Origin of the sequence: Limnoglobus roseus (assembly GCF_008254045.1) — a bacterium.
Taxonomy (GTDB): domain Bacteria; phylum Planctomycetota; class Planctomycetia; order Gemmatales; family Gemmataceae; genus Limnoglobus; species Limnoglobus roseus.
Genome location: NZ_CP042425.1, coordinates 2565221 through 2590744, shown reverse-complemented (window position 1 = coordinate 2590744; position 25524 = coordinate 2565221). Strand labels below are relative to the sequence as shown.

The following is a 25524-nucleotide window of genomic DNA, read 5'->3' as shown; positions in this document are numbered from 1 at the left end:
CGGCGGTCCCGGGCCTTCAGTTTTCATCCTACCCGCCAGGTCGTGCCGGCGGGGCGGTCTTCGAGCGTGACGTTCAACTCCGCGAGTCGTTTGCGGATCAAGTCGGTCTGGTCGAACAACGCCTTCTTCGTCGGGTCGGCCTTGTCGGCGATCCCCTTCGCGGTCGTGCGGAGGTTGTTCCGCAGGTCGATGAGCAGGCTCATCAGCCCCGCGACGAGGTTGTCGTCGCCGCCGAGTTTCGCGGCCTCCGGCTTCTGCTGGAACAGGCCGAGGATTTGGCCCATCTCCTTCAGCAACATCGCCCCTTCGCCGAACGTCGCCAGGGACCGATCGTCCCGCTTCGGGGCCGAGTCTTCCAGACGGTTCAGGTCGGCCGTGCGGTTGAGGGTGGTAACCAACTCGAACATCACGCCGACCGCCCCGCCGGTGTTGAAGTCGTCGTTCATGTGCTCGCCGAACCGCGACAGGTAGCCGCTCATGTCCACCGACAGTGTCCGCCGCGGGTCGACCTTCAGCGAGTCGTAAAAGCTCTGCCCGGTGATCCGCTGGAAGCGTTCGGTGAACCGGATGAACGTGTCGAACGCCTTCCGCGCGTTCTCGATGGCCGACGGCAACGGCTCGGTCTTCGGGTCCCACGTGCCCAGGTCAATGGGCGAGCGGTAGTGCGTGCTGATGAGGAAGAACCGCAAGAGTTCGCCGCTCACGCCGCGGTCGAAGGCGTCGGCGACGTTCAGCACGTTGCCGAGCGAGCCGGACATTTTGTCCTCTTTGCCATCCGGCGTGCGGAGCTTCAACAGGCCGTTGTGCATCCACACCTTCGCGAACGTCTTGTCGCTGGCGCTCTCGCTTTGGGCGAGTTCGTTCTCGTGGTGGGGGAAGCGCAGGTCGAGGCCGCCGCCGTGAATATCGAGCGTGTCGCCGAGCAGTTTCTGGCTCATGACGCTGCACTCGATGTGCCACCCCGGGCGACCCGGCCCCCACGGCGATTCCCACGTCACTTCCTTCGGCTCGCCCGGCTTCGCCCCCTTCCAGAGCGCGAAGTCGCCGGGGTTCTTCTTCTTGCCGCTCACTTCGCGGCCGGCCCCTTCGAGTTGCTCCGGGTCAAACCCGCAGAGCTTGCCGTAGTCCTGGTCCTTCGACACGTCGAAGTACACGTCGCCGTCGGCCGGGTACGCGCAGCCCTTCTCGATGAGCTTCGCCATCATCGCGATCATGCCGTCGATGTGCTCGGTCGCCTTCGGGAACTGGTCGATGCCGGTGACGTTGAGCTTCTTGAGGCAATCGAAGTAGTCGTCGGTCATCTTCGTGGCGAGTTCCGGCACGGTCGTCTTCAACTCGCCGGCCCGGACGATGAGTTTGTCGTCCACGTCGGTGATGTTGACCACCCACGTCACCTTGTAGCCGAGGTACGTGAGGTACCGCTTCACCGTGTCGAAGATGACCGGCCCGACCATGTGCCCGATGTGGCTGGGCTTGTAGACCGTCGGCCCGCAGACGTACATCGTCACCGCGTCGCCGGGTTTCTTGTGGAACGGTTCCTTCTTGCGCGTCAGCGTGGAGTAAACTTGCAGTGCCATCCTGGTCTCTCGGGGCTGTAGGTTCGATCCTGTTGGCGTCTGTTTTACTCAACTTCGAGCGGGATTCCCCACCGCGCTTGCACGATGGTCGGTCCGAAATCGGTCTTCGCCCGCTTGTCGGCCCAGGCGATCATCTCCGGCCGGCGAGCTTCCTTCGTGCACAGGTACTTCGGGTCCGGCGTGATGCCGACGCGGCCGAGGTCGAGGCGGTCGGCGTCCCAACAGGTGCAGACGGTCACGCTCTCGTCGGACCGGCCTTCCGTGTGGTGTTCGCACGCCCGGTACAGCAGTTCGAAGTCGGCGTCGTTCAGGTCGAACACCGTGCCGCGGAGTTGCTTCGCCAGCCGTGCCCCGCGGAGGCCGTGGCCCCAATCTGGCCCGTCACTTTCGCGCCGGGAGTCGTGGAACAGGGCGAACAGCGTCACGACCGTCGGGTCGGCCCCGTTCGCGGCGGCCAACTTCAGGCCGTTCTCCATCACCCGTGCCCAGTGGACGACGCCATGAAAGCCGCGCGGGTGGAGGGCGTACCCTTCGAGAATCTCGCGGATGATGGCGGCCGTGTCCATGTCACTTCTCGATCAGCACGACGGCGTGAACGGCGATCGCCTCACCGCGGCCGATGTGCCCGACCTTCTCGCCGGTCTTCGCCTTCACGTTCACCGCGTCCGGCGGCAGGCCGACGAGGGCGGCCACACTGTCGCGAATCTTCGCCTTCACCGGGCCGAGTTTCGGCTCCTGGGCGAAGATCGTGATGTCGAAATTGACCGGCCGCCAGCCTGCCTGGTTCAGTCGTTCGATCGCCCCGGCGAGGAAAATCTTCGAGTCGGCGTCTTTCCACCGCGGGTCGGTGTCGGGGTAGGCGTCGCCGATGTCGCCGAGGCCGGCCGCCCCCAACAGGGCGTCCGTGACGGCGTGCAGCACCGCGTCGGCGTCCGAGTGGCCGTACAACCCCTTCGCGTGTTCGATCCGCACGCCGCCGAGGATGAGCGGCCGCCCTTCGACGAGGCGGTGCGAATCGTGACCGGAACCGACGCGGAACACTCAAGACCTCCTGCACCGCTGATAATTCTACGAGCGAACGCCTCAGATCGCCTCGCCGCGGCCGGCGTCGGCGGCGTAGTTCTCGTACCGCATGTACTCCTTCAGGTACGTCAGCATCACCTCGCCGGTCGGGCCGTTCCGCTGCTTGGCGATGATGACCTCCAGCACGTTGTCCTCGGCGGTGCCGTCGAACTTGCCGGGGCGGTTGAGGATCATCACCGTGTCGGCGTCTTGCTCGATGGAGCCGGACTCGCGCAGGTCACTCAACCGCGGCTTGTGGTCCTGCCGGTCTTCGCTCGCCCGGTTGACCTGGGCCAGTGCGATCACCGGGATGTTCAGCTCCTTCGCCAAGAACTTTAGCCGCCGGCTGATCTGCGACACCTGCTCCTGCCGCGGGTCCCGGCGGTTCTCCGGCTCGATCAGTTGCAGGTAGTCGATCACCACCAACCGCAGGCCGTGCCGCTGTTTCAGCCGGCGGGCGTTGGCCGCGATGCGGAGCATGGTCTGGGCCGGCGTGTCGTCGATAAACAGCTTCACCGGGTCTTTCGGCGGCCCCTTCAGCATGTCCATCGCGTCGAACAACTTCTGTGAGTCAATGCTACTGAGTGTCCCCTTCCGCAGTTTGAAGCTGTCCACCCGCGACTGGCACGCGAGCAGACGCTCGGCCAGTTCGATGCGAGCCATTTCGAGGCTGACGAAGAAGACCGGCATCCGCTCGTCCACGATCGCGTGGCGGACCATGTTCAGCGCGAACGCCGTCTTCCCGATGCCGGGCCGGGCGGCCAGGATCACCAGTTCGCTTTCGTGCAGGCCGGCCGTCAGGTTGTCCAGGTCGATGTACCCGGTCGGCACTCCGACTTCCGACAGGTTGCCGGTCGCCCGGGCGTCGATCCGCTGGATCGCTTCCGCCATCGCGTGTTCGAGTGTCTTCAGTTCGCCGACGGTGCCCTTCTCCGCGATCTCCAGCACCTTCCGTTCGGCCATGCCGAGCAACTCGTCGGCCGGCATGACGCCGTCGTAGGCGTCGCGGAGCATCTCCGTGTTGGCATGGATGAGGCTCCGGACGATCGCCTTCTCGCGGATGATCTTGGCGTAATACTCGGCGTTCGCGGCCGTCGGGGCGGACTCCCAGAGTTCCGCGATGTACTGCGGGCCGCCGATGTCGTCGAGTTGCTTGCGGTTCTTCAGAACCTCGAACAGGATGACCGCGTCGACCGGCTTACCGTCGCCGTAGGTGTCGACGATCGCCTGGAAGATTTTCTGGTGCGCGTCGAAGTAGAAGTTATCAGTGCGGATGGTCTGCTGAACGTCGTTCAGCACATTGTTGTCGCGCAGGATGCTACCGAGGACGCTCATCTCGGCTTCCTTGCTCTGCGGCGGCACACGGTCGGGCAGGGCAAAGTCGGACATGGTCGGGGCCTGGATGACAAAGGTTCGGGTCTGGCGTTGTTATCCGCCGGATGACAGCCACTTGTCAACGCGGGTTCGGAAGTCGGGCGCAACAAAAAAGCTCACGGAGCAACCTCCGTGAGCTTCGATCCCATCGCGGGTGGACGTTACTTCTTCGCCGGGGCGGCACCTTGCTTGATGCCGACGACGATGAGCTGAATCTTCGACTCGATGCCGTAGCCGAGGTTCAGCGGCACGTCGGAGATCGTGTTCGCTTCCTTGATCGGGTGGTCGAGTTTGACCATACTCGCCTCGATGCCGAGGTTCTTGCCCTTGAGGAGCTTGCTGATTTCGGCCGCGCCGATCGAGCCATACAGGTGGTCGTCGTCGGTGGCGTTCGCCTCGATGGTGAACGACCCCATGCGGGCGAGTTGCTCGGCGAGCACCTTCAGGTCGGCGATGCGGGCCTCACGGGCCTTGCTCACCTTGATCTTGTACCCTTCGAGCCGCTTCAGGTTGTGGGCGTCCGGGACGACCGCGAGGCCGTAGGGCACGAGGTAGTTGCGGCCGTAACCGGCCTTCACTTCGACGAGGTCGCCCTGCTTGCCGAGGTGCGTCACGTCTTCGATCAGCACCAGCTGCATGCCGCCGTGCGTGCCCTTCAGCACCTGGTTGCGCTGACGAATCTTCTTCGTCGGCAGCTTCTTCTCGGCCTTGGCGGGGGCCGCCTTCGTGGCGGGCTTCTTGGCTTCTGCTTTTGCCATGTCTTCAGTCTCGGCGCGTGTCCCCGCGTCGGCGGGTTAGGGACGAAGGGGTGTGTCCCAGGCGGTAGTGAAGGAACGAAAATCCGGGGCCGACCCCGCGGCCCCGGTGTTTCAGTTGGCCCACGGCATTAGAACGGGATGTCGCCACCACCGTCGTCACCGGGACCGTCGTCGTGTCGTTGCTGCGGCGGTGGCGTGAAGCCACGGGCCGGGGGCCGACCGCCGCCCGTCGATCGCGCGGGCGGGGCCGACGGCATGTCGTCCATCCCGCCTTCGTCGCCGCCCATTCCCCCGCCACCGGGTCCGCCGGCTTGCCGCGGGTCGAGCAGTTGGATCGATTCGACGACGATTTTATGCTTTGTGCGGTTCTGGTTGGTCGTCTTGTCCTGCCAGGTGTCCAGGTGGAGGCGGCCCTCGACCATGATCTGCGTGCCCTTGTGGCAGCGGTCCCGGACCAAGTCGGCCAACTTGCCGAACTCGCCGCGGTTGAACGCCTCGCAGTCGATGAACATCGGCTCGTCTTCCCACTGGCCGGTCTGGGCGTTCTTCTTGCGGTTCGTGACGGCGAAGCCGAACTTCGCCACCATGCCGCCGTTCTGGAACGCCCGCGTCTCCGGGTCGCGGGTCAGTCGGCCGATCAACATAACCTTGTTAAAGTTCGCCATCGCGAACCCTCGTGCGACCGCCCCCGTTGCTGTTGCGAAAGCGTAGTTGCTGTCGTGTGATTGAGTCGGGGTGCCGGTCACCCGCGAAATTGCCAGATTGCAACCCCGCGGGCAAGGTCAGTTGCGAATTTACTCCGGCTTCTCGTCGCCGCGGTCGCGACGAGGGCCGCGGCCACGGGGCGGGCCGCCGGGGCCGGCCGGACCGTTGAGGTTCGGCGGCGGGCTTTCAAAGCCTTCGCCACGGGCGAGCGGGTCGTTGCTGATGATACCTTCACCGAGCGCCGCCTGGTCGTCCTGCATGCTCTTGAGGGCGAACCGGCCGTGATCGCTCTTGGCCGTGTCCAGCACCGTCTCGGCCCACTTGGGGTCGATGTTGATGGTCATGTGCCGGATGAGGCTCTCGTTCAGCCGCAGGTCGGATTCGAGTTCGCGCTGCTTCGTCGATTCCATCTTGTAGTAGACGATGTAGAAGTACGCCTTCTTTTGCTTGTTGATCGGGTAGGCGAGTTTCCCGTTCTCGTCCCACGGCCGCTCGATGACGATTTCCGCGCCGTACTTTTCAAGGTTGGCCCGGAGGCCGCCGCGAATGGCGTCGCCGTCGGCCGAGACTTTCGTGGAATCGAAGGCGTACAGCGTTTCGTACAGAACAACTGGCATGGAGGTTCAACCTTAATGAGTGCTTTGCGGCTGTCTTGGTTCTCGCGGGAACGCCCCGCGGACCCCAACCCTTGCGAGGTGGGGAACAACCGCTCGTTCAACATTTTTCAGAGTTTTTCATCCGCCGCCGGCTTCGTGTCGGCGTCTTTCAGCTTCTTCTCGTTCTTCTGAACCCGCTCTTTCGACTCTTTCGCCTTCTTCTCGCCCGCATTCGCCGTGTTCATGCAGGCTTCCAGCCCTTTGCGGAGCCAGAGCAAAACGCCGTTCGCAGCCTTCGCCACCGCGTCTTCGACGGCCACCCGTTCGCCCGGTTTGAACCGCGAGAGCACGAAGTCAACCGCCTCGCCGGCATCCGGTTGGCCAACACCAATCCGCATTCGCGGGTAGGCGTCGGTGCCGAGTTGCTCCTGAATGTTCCGCAGACCGTTCTGTCCGCCGTGGCTGCCGTTGGCCCGCACCCGGAGTTTGCCGAGCGGCAGGTTGAAGTCGTCGCTGATGATCAGTAGGTTTTCGAGCGGCACCTTGTAGAAGTCCGCCACCGCCCGCACCGCCCGGCCGCTCAGGTTCATGAACGTCTCGGGCTTCACCAACAGCACCTTCTCGCCGCCCTCGGTCGCCTCGGCGATCATCGCCTGAAACTGCTGGCGAAACGGCCCGACGCCCGGCCCGCCGGCGAGGTAATCGATCACCTCGAAGCCGACGTTGTGCCGGGTGCCGACGTACTTTGCACCAGGGTTGCCGAGGCCGACGACGACTTTCATGGCGGCGGTCGGAAGTGAGGCAGCGAGCCTTACTTCTTCTTCTCCTCGTCCTCTTCGTCACCCTTCTTCTTTTCCGGTTTGATGACTTCCGGCCCGGTCGCCGTACCGTCGATCGGCGTCGGGGCTGCGGCTTCCGCGCCCGGCAGTTTCAGTTGCACCACGACCACTTCTTGCGATTCGAGAACCTTCACGCCTTCCGGCAGCGTCAGTTCCTTGACGTGGATCGGCTGGCCGAGCGTCAGGTTCGTGATGTCGATGGTGATGTCGTCCGGGATGGCCGTCGCCAAGCACTCGATGTGCAGTTGGTGGAACGGCTGGTCCAGCACGCCGCCGCCCATGCTCTTCGGGGCGTTCTTGAGCTTCACCGGCACCGTGACCTTCACCTTCTCGTCCTTCGAGATGCGGGCGAAGTCGACGTGCATCATCTCGCTGCCGAGGTGGTCCCACTGCAGTTCGCGGATCAGCACCGTCTCGGTCTTGCCGCCGACACTCAGGTCGAGGACGCGGGCGTGCAGGGTGACAATCGCCCGGTGCAACTCCTTCGCGTTCACCGTGACGGCGACGGTCTCTTCCTTGTGGCCGTAGATCACGGCGGGAAGGAGGCCTTGCTTGCGGAGTTTTTGCGCGGCACGGGAACCCGTACCGGTCCGCGGCTCGGTGGCCAGCGACACGGTCTGCGACATGTTCGTGATCCTTGCGGCCGCTGCTCTCGCGGGGCCAACCCCCACTACCCTCGCCGGCCCGGAATTTCGGAACTGAGATTATGCGGCGCAGGCCGGCGGACGGCAAGAAGAGAAATGGCCACAGATGAAGGCCAAAACGATTTCACCACAGAGGGCACAGAGAACACCGAGGCAAGACAAATGAGAATTTCCTTCTTGGTCATTTGAACGCTTTCTGCTTATCTCTGTGCCCTCTGTGGTGAATCGGCTTTTGCTTTTCCCTCAAGTTTGCCTTGCATCGCGGCAGAATAGTCGGTATCTCCCCGCTCCGACTTGAGTTCATTTTCGCGCAGGGGAAAGACAGATGCAGACGAATCTCGGCCGTCGGTGGAGTCGGCGAATCCTCGCGGCAACCGTCCTCACCGGCGGCGTCCTCGCCGGTCGCGGCTTCACCCAGTCGCCGCTCCCCGGCATGGCCCCGGCGTCCCCCGAACCGACGCTCGTCGATTCGAAGAGCAAGGACTACGGCGTCCGTCCCGTCGCGTACATCTACGACAACGTGGCCATCACGCGGGCCGACCTCGCGGAATTCCTCATCGCCCGCGGCGGCTACGAGAAGGTCGAACTTCTCGTCAACAAGATGATCATCGAGGAAGAAGCCAAGCGGAAGGGCATCACCGTCACCACGCAAGAGATGGAAGCGGCCTTCGCCGCCGACTTGCAGATCTCGAACCCGCCGATCCGCAAGGAAGACTTCATCAACCTGATCCTGCCGAAGTACAACAAAACCTACTACGAGTGGATGGAAGACGTCGTCCGCCCGCGTCTGATCCTCGGCAAAATGTGCGTGGACCGCATCAAGGTCGGCGACGACGACCTCAAGAAAATCTTCGAGCGCGAGTACGGCGAGAAGCGCGTCGTGAAGATCATCATCTGGCCGAAGGGCGACCAGCGGACGGTCGTCGACCAGGTTTGGGACAAGATTCGCAAGTCCGAATCTGAGTTCGACCGCGTCGCCCGCAGTCAAGCCAACCCGAGCCTCGCGTCCACGGCCGGCGAGATCAAGCCGATCGCCCGGTTCCAGATCAGCGACGACAAGGACAAGATCGTCGAGAAGATGGCCTTCGCGCTCAACGAAGGCGAAGTCAGCCAGGTGTTCGAAACGAACCAGGGCTTGATGGTGATGAAGGTCGTCCAAAAGGTGCCGGCCGACGCGAAGGTGAAGTTCGACGACGTGAAGGAACGGCTCCGCAAGGAAGCCTACGAGGTGAAGCAAGGGGCCGAGATTCCCCTCATGTTCGCCGAGTTGGCGAAGAAGGCCAACGTGAAGGTGCTACTGAACGGCCCGCCGTCGCAGTGGCGGTTCGACAAGTCGGCCCGCGAGTTGGCCGAGGACGTCATTCGCCAGCAAACGCCCCAGCCGGCGACCGCGGCCCCGGTGCAACCGGCAGCCGCTCAACAGCCAATTTCGCCGCCGAGTAAGTAGTCTGTTGATTCCGGGCGAAAGCCCAGGGACGGCCGTCCCTGGGCTTTCGCCCGGCTCAGTTTCACCCCCAGCCACGCCCACAGACCGAGCAACAGCACCGTGTCCCACGGGTAGTCCACGCCCGCGTTCAGCGACGTGCCGATCAATTCGTACTGCCACGGCGAGAAGTGGTTCTCCAACAGCAACAGCGCCGCCACGATCAGCACCGGCACCGATCGCAGGCCGTCCCACCACTTCGGGCCGATGAGCCGCGACGGGTTCGCGAACAGCACCGCGAGCGGGAACGCGGCCACGAAGGCGTCGTAATAGATGAAGCGGTAGCAACACAGGTACGCCCCGAGGAACGCGAACCCCGCCAGCGGGCCGGTCGGCACTCGACGGGCCGCGTGCCGCAGGAACACGAACGCCGTCCCCGTGAACACGAAGCCCCACAACGCCCAGCCGAGGAGCGTCGCGTCGAGCCGACCGCGTTGCGATTCGGGCAGACTCGTGTCGATCAGGATTCGCCGCGGGAGGCCGAACAGGTCGCGGCTCAGGAACACCCAGTTGCGGTTAAGGTTGTAGAGTTCGCTCGCCTCCTTGCCGACCGCCAACCAGTCCCGCCACGTTTCCACGCCGACGACCGGCAGCGTCATCGCCGCGAGGCCCGCCCCGGTCAGCACCATCGCCGCACAGAACCGGAACCGGCCCATCATCAACGGCACCAGGAAGAACGTCGCCCCCCACAGGGGCTTGTAGACCAACAGCCCCCACACCACGCCGCCGGCCACGTCTCGGTCGTTCTTCACCAGCACCCAGCCCCAGACCAGGATCAGCACCGTGACGGCCGAGTTTTGTGCGAGGTCCAGCGCCGCCTCGCAGCCGGTGAAGAAGAACGCGAACGCCACCGCCACCGGCCACGCGATGCGGCCGTCCGACAGACGGCGGACACCCAGGCCGATGAAGGCGACCACGGCGAACAGCACCACTTGCAGCACGCGGTAGGCAACGTGCGGATCGGGCAGCATTCCCAGCGGGGCCATCACGAAGCCGTGGACCGGCGGGTACAGTGGTCCGCCCACGGCCTTCGCCCCGTCCGGCGAATCACGGCCGACGAACCAGTGCATCATCGATTCGGCGTCGTGCCGGGGGTCATCGTCGGACCACGGTTTCACGCCCGCGGCCGGCTCGTGCCGGCGCGCCCACGGCGATTCGGCTGATTCCGGAAACGCCTCGCGGACGACCGGCCGCTGCACGGTGCGGTCGTAGAGTTGTCGGGCGTGCCCGGTCGCGACCATCCGGCCCATCACCCACTGGCCGCCGAAGTCGATCTGGGCGTGCCCGTTGTTGCCGTCGTCGCGCCGCCGCTCCGGGGGCAGGTCGGCCGCGTTATCGAAGCTGTGAACCGCCCGCTCGGCCCGCTGCACGCCGACGGCGACGGCGAGCCCCCACGCGAGTAGGCCGAGGACGAGGCGGGGGGAAGGTCGGTGCATCGGGTTGTTGTAGGACACGGTCGAGCGCCGTTTCGGGGCGGGGTGATAGAACGTCAGGACGACACCTGGGGGCACACACAATGCCGGACGAACGCCTGACTGACGGAACCCAGGCCTACCAGGATGCCAACGCAGAACCGGCCGAGACAGTCCCACACACCGCGACGCACCAACCCGACGGCACCCAAATCTATCGAAGCTCCGACACGCTCCCGCCCACCGCGACGCACCACCCGGACAGCACCCAGGCTTACCAGAGTGAGGCCCCGCTTCCGCTGCCGAAATCGCTGCCGACCGTGCCGGGCTACGAGATCGTGAAGGAACTCGGCCGCGGCGGCATGGGCGTCGTCTACCTCGCCCGCCAGGCTGCGCTGAAGCGGCTCGTTGCCCTGAAGATGATCCGCGGGGCCGGCGAGGCGTCGGCCGACCAGCTCGAACGGTTCCACACCGAGGCCGAGGCCGTCGCCCGGTTGCAGCACCCGAACATCGTCCAAATCTTCGAGGTCGGCGAGTACGAGCGGAACCCGTACTTCGCCCTGGAATTCGTGGACGGCCCGAGCATGGCCGCCGCCCTGACCGACCGCGAGTGGTCGCCGGCTGAATCGGCCGAGTTCGTGGAAACGCTCGCCCGCGCCGTCCACCACGCCCACCAGAAGAACATCGTCCACCGCGACCTGAAGCCGGCCAACGTGCTGATGATGGCCGACGGCACGCCGAAGGTGACGGACTTCGGCCTCGCCAAGCGGATCGAGGAATCGGCGAGCGGCCAAACGCACACTGGGGCCGTCATGGGCACCCCGAGCTACATGGCCCCGGAGCAAGCCGCCGGTCATATCCACCTCATCGGCCCCGCGACCGACACCTACGCCCTCGGCGCGATCCTCTACCAGTGCTTGACGTCGAAGGCCCCGTTCCGTGGTGACTCGATCCTCGACACGCTCGAACAGGTCCGCACGCTGGACCCGGTGCTGCCCTCCAAGGCACGGCCGGGCGTTCCCCGCGACCTGGAGACGGTCTGCCTGAAGGCGCTGGCGAAAGACCCGGCCGCCCGCTATCCGTCGGCTCTGGCGATGGCCGAAGACCTGGACCGCTTCCGCCGCGGCGAGCCGATCCTCGGCCGGCGAGAACCGTTCGCCCGGGCGGTGCTGCGGAAGGCCCGCCGCCACGCGATCAAGCTCGTCGTCGCGGCGGCGGTCGTCGTCGTCGCGGTGACGGTCGTCGGGGCCGTCGCGCTGAGCCGATCGAACCGCGAACGCCGCGACCTGGAAGGCCGGGTGGCGGCGGGATTGGAGCAGTCGCCGTGGACGCCCGCCGCGGCCGACGCGGTCGAAGGGGACATCGCTCAACTCGCCGCCGTGGACGAAGCCCGGGGCCGGGCCGCGGCGCAGAAGCTCGTCGAGCGGTACGCGGCTTCGGTAAAGGACGAACTCAACCAGCCGCGCATCCGGGCCGAGGATCGGGCCGGCCTGGAGGCGAAGGTCGCGTGGCTGACGCCTCGGGACGCCAAGCTCGCGCAGGGACTGCAAGCAGACCTGCAAGCCCGCCTGCGAGCGTGGCAAGTCCGCCGCGAGGTGACGGTCGCGGCCGCCGACGGTGCCTTCGAGAACCCGGTCCGGCCCGACGGCGATCACCTCACCGCGGCCGGCCCGTTCGTCATCACCAATCTGCCGGCCGAGGGCACGGTCCGCGTGACGGCCGAATTCGACGGACAGTGGTGGGAAGGCCGCCGGGCGGGGGTGGTGATCGGCCACCGGTCCAACGACCGCAACGACGACGCGAACGGGTACGCCTTCGTGGTCCGCCCGGCCGCCGCGGCGACCGACCCCGACGCCCGCACGCCGGCCGCCTCACCGCCGTCGTTCGCGGCGGCGCAGGGCCACGCCGCCGTCGAGATCCTCCGCGACGGGATCCCGCTTACGACCGCACCACTGACCCTCCAGCCCGGGCGGTTGCAGGTCGTCGCCGAGCGGGACGGCGATCGGTTGCGCGTGTCGGTGAACAGCGGGGCGGCCACGACGTTTGAAGACCCGGTGCAACTGGACGTGTCGGCCAGATGCCGCCTGGCCGTCGTCTGGCCGCCGAACGCAGGCCTGCGGTTCTTGCGGGTGGAAGATCAACCGCTGCCGCCGGTGGCGAGTGTCCTGGAGCGGGCCGACGACGCGCTCGCCCGCGGTCAGACGGCCGACGCCCTGGCCCTGTACGCCGCCTTCGCCCGCGACAACCCGGACGCGGACGCCACGGCCGAGGCCCGGTGCAAGGTCGGCCTGTGCCTCGTGCGGTTGAACCGCCCCGAGGACGCCAGCCGGGCGTTCGAACGGGCGTTCACCGACAAGAGCCCGCGGTGGGGCATCATCTCCGTCTTCCAGATCTGGCTCTTGCACTTGAAGGCCAAGCGGTTCGACGACGCCGACGCCGCCCTCGCCGCGATCAAACTGAAGTACCAGCCGGACGAGATTCGGCGGTACGTGCCGACCGCCTTACGCGAGGAGATCACGTACCAGTTCTTCGTCTCGCCGGCCAGCCACTTCTTCCGCGACCCGAAGGTCGTCGAGCAACTCGACGCCCTGTTCCGCCTGCGGGAAACGCTCCAACTGGACGCCGGCGACCCGAACCGGTTCCTCACGCTGGTGATCGCCTACGCCTTGGCCGACGACTTCAAGAAGGCAAAGGCCTTCGGCGACGAGCACCTGGACGAGATGCTGGAATGGGGCCACGCGGCCGGCGGCAGCGAGCGGCCGCACTGGATCATGCGGTGGCACGCCTGGGTCAACCGCCTGGAAAAGCGGCCGGACGAGAACGTGTACGCCAAGCACTTCTACGGCCCGCTCCGCGACCGGGAGACGGCCGAAGACCGCAAGCGGTCGTTCCTGTCGATGACCCTGGAAGCCGCCCGCGACCGGGCGGCCGCCGGCAAGCTCGATCAGGCCGAATACGAGGTCAACCGCTACCTCGCGGAGTACCCGCGGCCGATCCTCGACTACTCGTTCTACTACGAGGCTTATTTCTTAAAGGGGCTCCTGCGGCAGTCGGCCGGCGACGCGGCAGGGGCGTCGGCCGAGTGGCGGAAAGGAATGTACTCGGAGTTTTTGGCGCAACTGCCGCCGGCCGATCGCGCGAAGGCCCCGCCCTCTCCGGTCGATCCCAAGGGCCTCGTCGCGCACTGGGCGATGGCGAGTTGGACCGACGCCCTCTCCGACGCCGAGGCGATGACGATCTTCAAGTCGCTCTCGGCGTCGTTCTCGACCGATGAGATGTCGAAGCAGGTGGCCGGGGCCTTGAACATGACGCCGGCCGTCGTCCGCTCCACCTGGCTGTCGCCGCGGGGCCGAGACACGGCCCGCAAGATGGCCTTCCTGGACATGACGCCGGGCGAGTTCTTCTGGGCACCGCCACGGACGCTGGTGTACGAAAAGGCCCGCCAGGACTTGTTCGCCGGCCGGCCGACGGCCGAGCAGGACGCGATCCTGTGGGACGCCATCGCGCGGGCGACCGAGTCCTTCCGGGTCGGCGGCATGACGAAGACGCAGGTTTTCCAGCTCGCTCTCGCCTGGAAGGGGACGATGAACGTCTTCGGCTGGGGCGGCATCGCCCCGACAATGAAGCCGGAAATCCGTGGGCCGGTCGCCTTCGTGCTCGGCCACCGCTATCGCTCCTTGAACAAGCCGGCCGACGCGGCCACCCTCTTCCGCACGGCCGCCGCCGACGCCCCGGCCGACTCGCCGCTGAAGCGACAGGCCGAGGCGGAGTTGAAGGCGAAGTAACCCTCAGACAAGCGACGTTCATAGAACACTCTGCCAGGGGCATCCCCTCCGAGGTTCACACCGATGGCAGACATCCGCGCCTTTCGTGGCTTCCGATACGACCTGGGCAAAGTCGGCGAACTCTCGCACGTCGTCGCGCCGCCCTACGACGTGATCGACGAGGCCCTTCAGCAGAAGCTCTACGACCTTAGCCCGGTCAACGCGATCCGCGTGGAGTTGACGAAGCCGGAAGAGGGCGACGACGAGGACAACAACCGCTACACGCGGGCCGGGCAGACGATGCGCGATTGGCTCGCGTCCGGGGCCGTCACGCAGGACACCGCCCGCAGCCTGTACGTCTACGAGCAGGAGTTCACGGCCGAGGGGCAGACGTTCACCCGCCGCGGCTTCTTCGCCCGCGTGCGGTTGGAGCCGTTCGGCGAGGGGAAGATTTACCCGCACGAGCAAACGATGAGCGGCCCGAAGGCCGACCGCTTGAACCTCTACCGGGCGACGAATTTCAACCTGTCTCCGGTGTTCGGCCTCTACCCGGACGACGACGGCGAAGTCTTCGCGAAGCTCGAACCGCTGATCCGCAAGAGTCCGCCGCGGGTGGCGACCGACCACTTGGGCGTCGTCAACCGGCTGTGGGTCGTGACCGATCAAGCGACGATTTCGCAGGTGATCGGGCTGATGGGTCCGAAGTCGGTGTTCATCGCCGACGGCCACCACCGCTACGAAACCGGCGTGAAGTACCTGGAAGAACAGCGGGCCGCGGGGCAGGTGCCTGACGACGAGGCGGCCCCGAACTTCTGCCTGATGATGCTCGTCGGCATGTCCGACCCCGGCCTCATCATCCTGCCGACGCACCGCCTCGTCAGCGGTCTGCCGCCGATCACGAGCGACCGCCTGCAAGAGTTGCTGAAGGACTTGTTCACCATCGACCACGTGGGCGACGACGCGACGGCGGCGTGGGAACACGTGCAGATGGACGGCTCGCAGTTGTGCCTCGGCTTCGGCACCGTGGCCGACGGCAAGTGGGTGGTGGCGAAGCTCCGCGACCCGGCCGCGATGGACGGCGTTGCCCCGGACCAGAGTGCCGAGTGGCGCGGCCTCGGCGTGAGCATCCTGCACAAACTCGTGCTGGACCGCATCATCAAGGACGCCGTCGGCGGCGAGGCGAAGTGCCAGTACGTCCATCTGCTGAAGGAAGTGACCGACGCGGTGGCGGCGAAGTCGTGCCAACTGGCGTGCCTCGTCCCGCCGGCCGAGATGGAACACGTCGAGTCGATCGCCGGCAACCTGGAGAAGATGCCGCCGAAGTCGACGTACTTCTACCCGAAGCTGCTGACCGGGCTGGTGTACAACTCCTTGAAGAAGGACTGAAATCAAGAAGAGTCTCGCGCAGAGCCGCAAAGACGCCAAGAAGGAAGAGAAGAGTTTGATTTTCGTCTCCTGAAAATGAACTCTTCTCTTCCTTCTTGGCGTCTTTGCGGCTCTGCGCGAGATGTCTTCTTCCCCCTTACCGGAATCATCATGGCGAAGAAGAAACCTCCCGCGGCCGCTTCGCTGTTCGACGAGCCGCCGGCCGACACGCCAGCGGTGCCACCGCCGGCTGACTTCCCAGCGTCGTGGGGACCGGCCCTTGGCGGCGAGTTCGGCCAGCCGTACTTTGCGAAGCTGCAAGAGTTCGTCGCGGCCGAGCGAACCGAGCACGAGGTCTTCCCGGCCGCCGATGACGTGTACAACGCCTTCAAGTACACCCCATTCGACGGCGTGAAGGTCGTGCTGCTCGGCCAAGACCCGTACCCGACGCCGGGGCACGCGCACGGCCTCTGCTTCTCGGTGCGGCCGGGGGTAGCACTGCCGGCATCGCTACGGAACATCTACAAGGAACTCGAAAGTGATCTCGGCATCCCGCCGGCCAAGCACGGCTACCTCGCGGCGTGGGCGAAGCAGGGCGTCCTGATGCTGAACGCCGTGCTGACGGTGCGGTCCGGCACGCCGAACTCGCACGCCAACAGGGGGTGGGAGAAGTTCACCGACGCCGCGCTGAAGGCCGTGAACGCAAAGACAGAGCCGGTGGTGTTCGTGCTGTGGGGCGGGTACGCCGGGAAGAAGAAGGTGCTCATCGACGCGAACCGGCACGAGATCATTCAGTCGGCCCACCCTTCGCCGCTGTCGGCCCACAACGGCTTCTTCGGCAGCAAGCCGTTCTCGAAGATCAACGCCGCCCTCACCGACTTCGGGCACGCCCCGATCGACTGGAAACTGCCGGAGAAGGTATCGTGACACACCACAGGTTGAAACATGGAAGATCGTGATAAGTGGTCGAGCGAGGGTCGCGTGATCGTGTCGGCGGAACGGCTTTCCGCCATCCGTGAAGTGCTCGAACAGAGCGGCCCGATCATCGTGGAACATCGCTTTTATTACGGCAGTTGCGCGCCAGATCGCCACATCTTCAACGATTTCGATTCCTTCATGGCGTATTTGAAGTCCAAGCCCAAACCAGGCGATGCGATCTGGGTCTGGAATTTCGAAGATGTGTGCGGGAACGATAATGCGGTAACAGATGGGAAGTATCCGGACGATCAAGGTCGCGTGCCGGAGGGTGGTGCTTATTAACTTGGATCGACGGATCCTTCTTGCGCCGTTACAGACACGAAACACACTTTCTGGTACCCTGTTCGCACCCACAGTCCTTTCACGCAGGGTGTGCTGATGTTCCGCCTCTCCCTCGGGATCGCCGTCATGACCGCCTTTGCCGCCGGCGGGTTTGCCGCCGACGTGCCGTTCGCCGAAGACTTCGCCTTGGCGAAGGACCGGGCGGCCGTCCTCAAGCAACTCATCCCCGGGACCGAGGACTACTACTACTACCACTGCCTCCACTACCTCAACACCGAGCAGTTCGAAAAACTCGAGGGGCTGCAAAAGCCGTGGCTCGAACGTCACGGCCGCACGCAGCGGTTCACCGAAATCCAGACGCGGCAGATGCTGCTCACCTACGAGCGCGACCCGAAGAAGGTCCTCGACTACGTCCGCGGCCGCGTCGGCGTGCAGTTCAACCACACGAAGGACGTCCTCGGCGTGGCCCCGAACCTGCCGACGGCCCTCGACCCGAAGCGGATCGCCCGCGACACGCTCCTGGCCGACTCGCTGCGGCGGTGGAGCAACCTCGACAACTTCGAGGATTCCGCCCTCGACTGGCTGGCCGGCACGGAACTCGGGTGGGAGAAGCGGCGGCTCCTGCTCCAACGGCTCCGGCGGCCGGACGTGCCGAAGCTGCTCGACCTGATCGACGCCGACCTGAAGGCCCCGCACGCCGGCGGCTTCGGCTCCCTCAACATCCACACGCACTTGACGCTGGCCCAACTCGACGAGGTGCTAAAGGCCCGCCCGGACCTGCTGAACAACGAGGTCTTCGTGAACGCCTACCTCGTGCGGTTGCACCCCGGGGCGGACAGCAACTGGAAGCGGGACCGCAAGCTCGCCCTGGCCTTCTTGGAGCGGTTGCAGGCGTTCGTGGGCAAGTTGCCGGCGAGCTACAACTCGCTGAAGGCCCACGTCCTCTACCACCGGCTCGCCTTCGACCGGGCGAACGGGGAGTTCGACAAGGATCGGTTCGTCGCGTACCTCAAGCTCCCGCGGCGGCAGCCGTACATGGCGAAGGCGATGCTCGAATCGGAGGCGTCGAAGGGCTACCCGGCCGACCTGAACACCGACTTCGTCGCCGTCACGCTGATGCCGCCGGTTTACGGCGACGAAGAATTGGTGCGGAGCTACCTCGCCCACTTCCTGGTCGCCGCTCCGTCGCCGAAGGAGTTCGAGCCGTACTTCCAAGAGGAGTACCTGCGGCACGTCTTCGCCGAGACGAAAGCCGTGAACGGCCTGGGCGACGCCGACGAGTGGGCGGCGAAATTGCCCCCCGAACTGTTCCGGGCGATCAAGGAGCGGATCGACATCGACTTCGCGTACACGAACAAGGCCGACTACGCCGCCGACGAGCCGGTGAAGCTCGGCGTGGCGGTCAAGAACGTGTCGTCGCTGCTCGTGAAGGTGTTCGAGATCAACACCGTCAACGTCTACCGGGCCACGCAGAAGGAGATCGACACCGACATCACCCTCGACGGCCTCGTGGCCAACAGCGAGAAGGTGTACGCCTACACCGAGGCCCCGCTGCGGCGGGTGGACCGCACGTTCGAGTTCCCGGAGTTGACCAAGCCGGGCGTGTACGTCATCGACTTCATCGGCGGCGGCAAGAGCAGCCGGGCGTTGATCCGCAAGGGCCGCCTGCGGCCGATCGTGACCGTCGGCACGGCCGGCGAGAACGTCCGCGTCGTGGACGAGGCGAACCGGCCGGTGGCCGACGCGACGGTATGGCTCGGCGGCACCGAGTACACGCCGGACAAGGACGGCGTCGTGACGGTCCCGTACAGCACCGCCCCCGGCCGCCGGCCGATCGTGATTCGCCGCGGCAGCTTCGCCAGCATTGATTCCCTGGACCACAAGGCCGAGACGTACAACCTCGTCGCCGGCTTCCACGTCGATCGGGAAAGCCTGCTGACGCAGCGCCTTTCGCAACTGATCGTGCGCCCGGGGCTGTACCTCGACGGCCGGCCGGTGTCGGTGAAGGTGCTCGACGAGGTGAAGCTGCGGATCACGTCCGTCGACTTGAACAACATCTCGACCTCGCTCGAAGTGCCCGACTTCAAGCTGTTCGAGGACCGCGAGTCGACCTACGACCTGCGGGTGCCGGGCCGGACGACGATGATCGTCGTGCAGCTCACGGCGAGGGTGAAGAACCTGAGTACCGCGAAGACCGTGGACCTGTCGGCCGCGTACACGTTCGCCCTGAACGAGATCGACCGCACGGACAAGGTCGAGGACCTGCACCTGGCGAAGTTCGGCGGCGACTACGCGATCGAACTCCTCGGCCGCACCGGCGAGGCGAAGCCGGACCGGGCGGTGAGCCTGAGCCTCAAGCACAAGGACTTCCGCGAGCCGGTGAGCGTGTCGCTGAAGACCGACGCGAAGGGCCGGGTGAACCTCGGCTCGCTGCCGGACATCGCCACGGTGACGGCGACCGGGCCGGAAGGCACGTCGCACACCTGGACGCCAGCGACCGACCAGCACACTTACCGGCAACTGCTGCACGCGAAAGCCGGCGACGTGGTGACGGTGCCGTACCTCGGCACGGCCGACCGGCCGACGCGGGCCGAGTTCGCCCTGTTTGAACTCGTTGACGGCACCATCCGGGCCGACAAGTTCGATTCGCTCGCGATTGCCAACGGCCTGCTCGAACTCCGCGGCCTCGCGGCCGGCGACTACGACCTGTACCTGAAGGCCCGCGGCGAGAAAGTTCGCGTCCGCGTGGTCGACGGCACGGTGCAGAACGGGTACGTCCTCAACGACGTGCGGCAGATGGAACTGCCCGGCCTGAAGCCGGTGGCGATTCGCGACATCACGACCACGGCCGACGACCTTGTGATCCGCCTGACCGACGGGTCGAAGTTCGCCCGCGTCCACCTGTTCGCCACCCGCTACCAGCCGGCGTACTCGGCGTTCGCGGATCTCGGCGTCGTCCGCGATGCCGAACTTTCCGGCGTCTATCCCGGGCATGCCGTGTCAGTCTACCAGACCGGCCGCAACATCGGCGACGAGTACCGCTACGTCCTCGAGCGCAAGGCCCAGAAGAAGTACCCCGGCAACATGCTCGACCGCCCGCAGTTGCTCCTCAACCCGTGGGCCATCCGCCCCACCACGACCGGCGAGCAGATGGCCGAAGGCGGCGATTCCTTCCGCCGCGCGGGCGGGGCCACGCCACCGCAAGAAATCGAAAAACTCAACAAGGCTATTAACGGAGGTGTCGGCAGTAATTCTTCCGGCTTCGCGAACCTCGACTTCCTGGCCGACGCTTCGACGGTCGTCGTGAACCTCGTGCCCGACAAGGACGGCGTGATCCGCGTCCCGCGGCGGGGGCTGGGGCCGCAGTCGATGATTCACGTCGTCGCCGTGGACCCGCTCTCGACGACGGTCAAGCACGTCACCCTGCCGGAACAGGACGCGAAGTTCCTCGACCTGCGGCTGGCCAACGGCCTCGACCCGGCGAAGCACTTCACGCAACAGAAGCAGGTGAGCGTGCTGAACCCCGGGCAGGTGTTCACGCTGAATGACATCACCGGCAGCCGGTTCCAACTGTTCGACAGCACGGCGAAGGTGTACGGTCTGTACGCCACCCTGTCGAAGGACCCGAAGCTGACCGAGTTCGCGTTCATCCTGACGTGGCCGAAGCTGACGCCCGATGAGAAGCGGGCCACATACTCGAAGTACAGTTCGCACGAGTTGAACTTCTTCCTCGCCCGGAAGGACCGCGAGTTCTTTGCCGCGGTGGTCCGGCCGTATCTGGCGAACAAGAAGGACAAGACGTTCCTCGACCACTACCTGCTCGACCAAGACATCGGCGAGTACCTGAAGCCGTGGAACTACAACCGGCTGAACAGCGTGGAGCGGGTGCTGCTCGCGCAACGGATCGCGAACGAGCCGGCGAGGACGAGCCGGCACTTCGACGACCTGCTCCGCCTGCTGCCGCCGCGGACCGACCGCGACATCTTCCTGTTCGACACGGCCGTCTCCAGCGGCGGCCTCGGCGACGACACGCTCAACAGGGCCAAGAGCGACCGCTACCGCGAAATCGGGAAGCCGCTGCCGAAGAAGTCGGAGGACGCACCGCAACGCGGCGCGGACCCGTTCGCAGCAACGCCCCCTCCGGCGGCCATGCCCGCTCCGGGAGGCGGACCGGGCGGTCCGGCCGGCGGCATGGGCGGGTTCGGGGCGGGCGGCGGCCGCAGATCGGGCGAAGCCCAGCGCGAGAGCCTGGAGCGGGAGCTGAAGAAGGAGAGCGCCCAGCGCGACGGCCGGGCGAAGCAACTCGACGACGCCAAGAAGGACATGAAAGCCGGCAATGAAGACTTTTCGTTGAAGGCCTTGAACGAGGCTGACAAGGAGGCCGCGTTCTTCGACCAGGACGCGAAGCGGAAGTTGGGGGCGGTCCGACAGTTGTACCGCCAACTCGACCCGACGATGGAGTGGGCCGAGGACAACTATTACCACCTGCCGATCGCGGCGCAACTCGCCGACTTGGTGCCGGTCAGCCCGTTCTGGCTCGACTACAGCCGGCACACGGGCGACGGGCCGTTCCTGTCGCCGCACCTGGCCGACGCCAGCCGGAACTTCACCGAGATGATGTTCGCCCTCGCGGTGATCGACCTGCCGGCCGACGCCGGCCAGCACGAGATGAAGTTCAACGCCGGCACGATGACCCTCACCGCCGCCGGCCGGGCTATCGCCTTCCACGAGGAAGTTCGCCCGGCCGACGGCCAACCGGGGGCGGTGCCGATCCTTGTCAGCCAGAACTTCTACCGCAACGGCGACCGGTTCAAGGACGAGAACGGCGAACGGCTCGACAAGTTCGTCACCGGCGAGTTCCTCACGCAGACCGTCTACGGCTGTCAGGTGGTGGTGACGAACCCCACGTCCAGCCGGCAGAAGCTGACGGCCCTCGTGCAACTCCCCGTCGGGGCGGTGCCGGTCGCCAACGGCCAGTTCACGAAGACGGTGGTGCTCGACCTGGAGCCGTACCGCACGGCCACGGTGGACTACTTCTTCTACTTCCCGACGGCCGGCACGTTCCCGCAGTTCCCGCTCCACGTCGGCAAGGCCGAGCGGTTCGTCGCGGCCACCGCCCCGGTCACGTTCACGGTCGTGGACAAACCGACGAAGCCGGACACGACGAGTTGGGCCTTCGTCTCGCAGAACGGCACGAACGAAGACGTCCTCGCGTTCCTGGGCCGCGAGAACGTGCGGGCACTCAACCTCGACGCAATCGCCTTCCGCCTGAAGGATCGCGGCTTCTTCGACGCCGTCACGAAGCTGCTCCAGGACCGCCACCTGTACCACCCGACGACGTGGTCCTACGCCCTGCTGCACGCCGACCTGGCCGCGGCGAAGGAGTACCTGCAACACGCCGACGGGTTCGTGAACGAGGTCGGCGGGCCGATCGTCAGCCCGCTGCTGGTGGTCGACCCGGTGGTGCGGCACCAGTACGAGCACCTGGAGTACAAGCCGCTCGTGAACGCCCGCGCCCACGCCCTCGGCAAGCGGCGGCAGATCGTCAACGACCGCTTCCACGCCGAGTACGCGGCCACCATGAAGGGGCTGACGTACCGCCGCGACCTGACCGACGCCGACAAGCTGGCGGTGACGTACTACCTGTTGCTGCAGGACCGCGTGGACGAGGCGTTCGCCACGTTCGGCGGCGTGAACGCGGAGAAGGTGCCGACGAAGATGCAGTACGACTACTGTGCCGCGTACCTCGACTTCTACCGCGAGGACACGGCCCACGCCCGGTCGGTGGCGATGAAGTACGCCAACTACCCGGTGGACAAGTGGAAGAACACCTTCGCCCCGATCGTCAGCCAACTCGACGAGGCCGAGGGCAAGGCCGGCAAGGTTCTCGACCCCGACGACCGCAACCAGCAGCAGGGCCGCCTGGCCGCGACCGAGCCGAGCTTCGAGTTCGCCGTCGAGAACAAGGCGATCAACCTGAGCTGGCAGAACGTCGAGGCGGTGACGGTGAACTACTACGAGATGGACGTGGAACTGCTGTTCAGCCGCAACCCGTTCGTGCAGCAGTCGGGCGGGCAGTTCGCGTCGATCCGGCCGAACGCCACGAAGGTGGTGAAGCTGCCGGCCGCCGCGGGCAAGACGGGCGTGCCGATCGACCCGGCGTTCTTGAAGAAGAACGTGCTGGTGGAAGTGGTGGCGGCCGGCAAGACGCGGTCGGCGGCGTACTACGCCAACGCGATGGACGTGACGACGACGGAGAGCTACGGCCAGGTGCGGGTGGCCGACGCGGCCGGGGCGAAGCCGCTGTCGAAGGTGTACGTGAAGGTGTACGCGAAGCTGGCCGACGGGACGGTGAAGTTCCACAAGGACGGGTACACCGACCTCCGCGGCCGGTTCGACTACGCCAGCGTGAGCACGCCGGAGCGGCAGCCGGTCACGCGGTTCGCCGTCCTCATCCTCAGCGACGACCAGGGGGCGACCATCCGCGAGGTCAACCCACCGCAACAGTAACGCTCACATTGATGGCGAGCGGCCCGGCGTGGGCGGGCCGTGTCTGTCCCACGCAGACACGGCCCGCCCACGCCGGGCCGCTCGCCGGTTGTACCGATGGGGCAGGATTTTCCGCGTGGGCTTGCGGAAATCCCGCCCGCGTCACTACACTGTCACCCACGAGAACACTCACGGATTCGATTGCGGTATCAGCGGAAAGGATTCCCGTGCCCGCCAGCACCCTTCGACACGCTCGCCCGAACGAACAATTCGCCGCGTTCCTCGACGCCGTGCGGGAAACCGCTGATCGCGGCCGCACGGCCTTGCTCGCCCAGCAGAAAGACGACGGGCACTGGGTCGGCGAACTCGAAGGCGACACGATCCTCGAATCCGAATTCATCCTGCTGCTTGCGTTCCTCGGGCAAGAGCATCAGCCGCGTGTCCGCAAGATCGCCAACTACCTGCTCGCGAAACAACTCCCCGACGGCGGTTGGCCGAACTTTCCCGGCGGGCCGTCGGAAATCAGCGTGTCGGTGAAGGCGTACTTCGCCCTGAAGATCGCCGGCCACGCCGCCGACGAGCCACTCATGCAACGCGCTGCCGCCACGATTCGCAAGCTCGGCGGGGCGGCGGCGTGCAACAGCTTCACGCGGTTCTACCTCGCGCTGCTCGGCCAGATCAGTTACGACAACTGCCCGACGGTGCCGGTCGAGATGGTGCTGTTGCCGCGGTGGTTCTACTTCAACATCTACGCGATGTCGGCTTGGAGCCGCACGATCGTGGTGCCGCTTGCTGTCGTGAACGCTTACCGCCCGGTGCGGGAACTGCCGCCTGCGATGGGCGTGCGCGAACTGTTCCTCGAAGACCCCGCGACGCCGTGGACGCCGACGGTGAAACCACCGCGGTTCTCCTGGGCGAACGCCTTTCTGAAGATCGACACGGGGCTGAAATTCGCCGAGCGCATCGGGTTCACGCCGTTCCGCCGTTGGGCTCTGCGGAAGGCCGTGGCCTGGATGCGCGAACGATTCGCCAGCAGTGACGGCCTCGGGGCGATCTTCCCGCCGATGATTTACACCGTCGTCGTGCTGAAGTGCCTCGGCGTGCCGGAAACGGACCCGGAATACCTCTGGGCGATGAAGCAACTCGACGACCTCGCCATCGAAGAGGGCGACACGCTGCGACTGCAACCGTGCGTCTCGCCCGTGTGGGACACGGCCCTTTCGCTGATTGGCGCGACCGACGCCGGCCAACCGGGCGATTCAGCCGAGAGCACGGCCGCGGTGGCGTGGCTGCTGGACAAGGAAGTGCGAACGCCGGGCGACTGGGTGCGAACCGCGAAGCGGTGCGAGCCGGGCGGCTGGTTCTTCGAGTACGCGAACGCCTTCTACCCGGATACCGACGACACGTCGATGGTGCTCATCGCCCTCTCCAAGAGCGGCCACGCGAAGAATCAGCCGGCGGTACAGCGGGCCGTCAACTGGCTGCTCGCGATGCAGAACTCCGACGGCGGGTGGGCCGCGTTCGACCGGAACATTAACAAAGAGATTCTCACGAAGGTGCCGTTCGCCGACCACAACGCGATGCTCGACCCGAGTTGCCCAGACATCTCGGCCCGCATCCTCGAAAGCCTCTCGCACTACGGCCACCGCGTCGGGCAGAAGCACGTTGATGCGGCCATTGCGTTCATCGCCCGTACGCAGGAAGCCGACGGCTCGTGGTTCGGCCGCTGGGGCGTGAACTACGTCTACGGCACCTGGCAGGTTCTCGCCGGCTTGTCAGCCATCGGCTTCGACATGACCGCCCCGATGGCCCGCCGCGGCGTGCGGTGGCTGAAAGAGAATCAGAACGCCGACGGCGGCTGGGGCGAAACCTGCCGCAGTTACGACGACCCGTCTCTCGCCGGGCAGGGCGAATCGACCCCCTCGCAAACCGCCTGGGCACTCCTCGGTCTTCTCGCGGCCGGCGAAACCGACAGCCCCGAAGTGCGGGCCGGCATCGAGTACCTCGTCGGCGAGCAGAATGCGGACGGCACCTGGACCGAAGAGCCGTTCACCGGCACCGGCTTCCCGAAAGTCTTCTACCTGAAGTACCACCTGTACGCCCACTACTTCCCTCTCATGGCCCTCGGTCGGTATGCGCAATTAGCCGCAGGCGACCGCGGATAAATGCAGATCAGAACCCGAACCGGATTTACTT

The 25524-nt window shown here is 65.8% G+C and carries 17 protein-coding genes; 7 read left to right on the top strand and 10 right to left on the bottom strand.

Going from position 1 to position 25524, the window contains the following annotated elements:
- Nucleotides 1–23 precede the first annotated feature (23 nt).
- The 9 genes from cysS to PX52LOC_RS10740 form a co-directional block, all read right to left on the bottom strand.
- On the bottom strand, nucleotides 24–1577 hold the full coding sequence (gene cysS, locus PX52LOC_RS10780) for a cysteine--tRNA ligase (protein ID WP_149110102.1): 1554 nt from the start codon (nucleotides 1575–1577) through the stop codon (nucleotides 24–26).
- A 44-nt stretch (nucleotides 1578–1621) separates the two neighbouring features.
- Nucleotides 1622–2143 (bottom strand): HD domain-containing protein, encoded by a 522-nt coding sequence (locus PX52LOC_RS10775; RefSeq protein ID WP_149110101.1) that lies wholly within the window; start codon nucleotides 2141–2143, stop codon nucleotides 1622–1624.
- A gap of 1 nt (nucleotide 2144) precedes the next feature.
- Nucleotides 2145–2618, bottom strand: coding sequence for a 2-C-methyl-D-erythritol 2,4-cyclodiphosphate synthase (ispF, locus tag PX52LOC_RS10770; protein WP_149110100.1), 474 nt, complete (start codon nucleotides 2616–2618; stop codon nucleotides 2145–2147).
- 42 nt (nucleotides 2619–2660) lie between these two features.
- On the bottom strand, nucleotides 2661–4028 hold the full coding sequence (gene dnaB / locus PX52LOC_RS10765; RefSeq protein WP_149110099.1) for a replicative DNA helicase: 1368 nt from the start codon (nucleotides 4026–4028) through the stop codon (nucleotides 2661–2663).
- Between the two features lie 146 nt (nucleotides 4029–4174).
- Entirely contained in the window at nucleotides 4175–4771 is a 597-nt protein-coding gene (gene rplI, locus PX52LOC_RS10760) for a 50S ribosomal protein L9 (protein WP_149110098.1), read from the bottom strand.
- A 128-nt stretch (nucleotides 4772–4899) separates the two neighbouring features.
- Entirely contained in the window at nucleotides 4900–5436 is a 537-nt protein-coding gene (locus PX52LOC_RS10755) for a single-stranded DNA-binding protein (RefSeq protein WP_149110097.1), read from the bottom strand.
- A gap of 129 nt (nucleotides 5437–5565) precedes the next feature.
- Nucleotides 5566–6093, bottom strand: coding sequence for a 30S ribosomal protein S6 (rpsF, locus tag PX52LOC_RS10750; protein WP_149110096.1), 528 nt, complete (start codon nucleotides 6091–6093; stop codon nucleotides 5566–5568).
- Between the two features lie 107 nt (nucleotides 6094–6200).
- Nucleotides 6201–6854 carry an aminoacyl-tRNA hydrolase gene (gene pth, locus PX52LOC_RS10745; protein WP_149110095.1) on the bottom strand — a complete coding sequence of 218 codons (654 nt, stop codon included), beginning with the start codon at nucleotides 6852–6854 and terminating at the stop codon, nucleotides 6201–6203.
- 29 nt (nucleotides 6855–6883) lie between these two features.
- The gene (locus PX52LOC_RS10740; RefSeq protein ID WP_149110094.1) at nucleotides 6884–7537 is read right to left on the bottom strand and encodes a 50S ribosomal protein L25; all 654 of its coding nucleotides are present in this window, start codon (nucleotides 7535–7537) and stop codon (nucleotides 6884–6886) included.
- 343 nt (nucleotides 7538–7880) lie between these two features.
- On the opposite strand from PX52LOC_RS10740, the gene PX52LOC_RS10735 reads away from it, so the two are divergent.
- Complete coding sequence (locus PX52LOC_RS10735; RefSeq protein WP_149110093.1) at nucleotides 7881–9002, top strand: peptidylprolyl isomerase; 1122 nt, start codon at nucleotides 7881–7883, stop codon at nucleotides 9000–9002.
- Here PX52LOC_RS10735 and PX52LOC_RS10730 read toward each other — a convergent pair.
- Complete coding sequence (locus PX52LOC_RS10730; protein WP_149110092.1) at nucleotides 8972–10474, bottom strand: glycosyltransferase family 87 protein; 1503 nt, start codon at nucleotides 10472–10474, stop codon at nucleotides 8972–8974. The genes PX52LOC_RS10735 and PX52LOC_RS10730 overlap by 31 nt on opposite strands.
- A gap of 80 nt (nucleotides 10475–10554) precedes the next feature.
- Between PX52LOC_RS10730 and PX52LOC_RS10725 the strand changes: the two genes are divergently transcribed.
- The 6 genes from PX52LOC_RS10725 to shc all read left to right on the top strand — a co-directional run bounded on the left by PX52LOC_RS10725 (nucleotide 10555) and on the right by shc (nucleotide 25493).
- Entirely contained in the window at nucleotides 10555–14235 is a 3681-nt protein-coding gene (locus PX52LOC_RS10725) for a serine/threonine protein kinase (protein ID WP_149110091.1), read from the top strand.
- Nucleotides 14236–14298: 63 nt separating this feature from the next.
- Nucleotides 14299–15600: a DUF1015 domain-containing protein gene (locus PX52LOC_RS10720; protein WP_149110090.1), complete on the top strand. Its 1302-nt coding sequence runs from the start codon at nucleotides 14299–14301 to the stop codon at nucleotides 15598–15600.
- A gap of 150 nt (nucleotides 15601–15750) precedes the next feature.
- Nucleotides 15751–16506, top strand: a complete 756-nt coding sequence (locus tag PX52LOC_RS10715; protein WP_149110089.1) for a uracil-DNA glycosylase — start codon at nucleotides 15751–15753, stop codon at nucleotides 16504–16506.
- Nucleotides 16507–16524: 18 nt separating this feature from the next.
- Nucleotides 16525–16839, top strand: coding sequence for a hypothetical protein (locus PX52LOC_RS10710; protein ID WP_149110088.1), 315 nt, complete (start codon nucleotides 16525–16527; stop codon nucleotides 16837–16839).
- A gap of 96 nt (nucleotides 16840–16935) precedes the next feature.
- Nucleotides 16936–23349, top strand: a complete 6414-nt coding sequence (locus PX52LOC_RS10705; RefSeq protein WP_149110087.1) for a transcription antitermination NusB family protein — start codon at nucleotides 16936–16938, stop codon at nucleotides 23347–23349.
- Nucleotides 23350–23555: 206 nt separating this feature from the next.
- Nucleotides 23556–25493, top strand: coding sequence for a squalene--hopene cyclase (gene shc / locus PX52LOC_RS10700; RefSeq protein WP_178132547.1), 1938 nt, complete (start codon nucleotides 23556–23558; stop codon nucleotides 25491–25493).
- Nucleotides 25494–25524: the final 31 nt, after the last annotated feature.

Bases quoted from the DNA above. Each gene is read 5' to 3' on its own strand.
- rpsF (WP_149110096.1), bottom strand. From the start codon at position 6,093: ATGCCAGTTGTTCTGTACGAAACGCTGTACGCCTTCGATTCCACGAAA.
- PX52LOC_RS10730 (WP_149110092.1), bottom strand. From the start codon at position 10,474: ATGCACCGACCTTCCCCCCGCCTCGTCCTCGGCCTACTCGCGTGGGGG.
- rplI (WP_149110098.1), bottom strand. From the start codon at position 4,771: ATGGCAAAAGCAGAAGCCAAGAAGCCCGCCACGAAGGCGGCCCCCGCC.
- PX52LOC_RS10715 (WP_149110089.1), top strand. From the start codon at position 15,751: ATGGCGAAGAAGAAACCTCCCGCGGCCGCTTCGCTGTTCGACGAGCCG.
- PX52LOC_RS10735 (WP_149110093.1), top strand. From the start codon at position 7,881: ATGCAGACGAATCTCGGCCGTCGGTGGAGTCGGCGAATCCTCGCGGCA.
- PX52LOC_RS10720 (WP_149110090.1), top strand. From the start codon at position 14,299: ATGGCAGACATCCGCGCCTTTCGTGGCTTCCGATACGACCTGGGCAAA.
- PX52LOC_RS10755 (WP_149110097.1), bottom strand. From the start codon at position 5,436: ATGGCGAACTTTAACAAGGTTATGTTGATCGGCCGACTGACCCGCGAC.
- PX52LOC_RS10775 (WP_149110101.1), bottom strand. From the start codon at position 2,143: ATGGACACGGCCGCCATCATCCGCGAGATTCTCGAAGGGTACGCCCTC.
- PX52LOC_RS10725 (WP_149110091.1), top strand. From the start codon at position 10,555: ATGCCGGACGAACGCCTGACTGACGGAACCCAGGCCTACCAGGATGCC.
- cysS (WP_149110102.1), bottom strand. From the start codon at position 1,577: ATGGCACTGCAAGTTTACTCCACGCTGACGCGCAAGAAGGAACCGTTC.
- PX52LOC_RS10705 (WP_149110087.1), top strand. From the start codon at position 16,936: ATGTTCCGCCTCTCCCTCGGGATCGCCGTCATGACCGCCTTTGCCGCC.
- PX52LOC_RS10740 (WP_149110094.1), bottom strand. From the start codon at position 7,537: ATGTCGCAGACCGTGTCGCTGGCCACCGAGCCGCGGACCGGTACGGGT.
- PX52LOC_RS10710 (WP_149110088.1), top strand. From the start codon at position 16,525: ATGGAAGATCGTGATAAGTGGTCGAGCGAGGGTCGCGTGATCGTGTCG.
- dnaB (WP_149110099.1), bottom strand. From the start codon at position 4,028: ATGTCCGACTTTGCCCTGCCCGACCGTGTGCCGCCGCAGAGCAAGGAA.
- pth (WP_149110095.1), bottom strand. From the start codon at position 6,854: ATGAAAGTCGTCGTCGGCCTCGGCAACCCTGGTGCAAAGTACGTCGGC.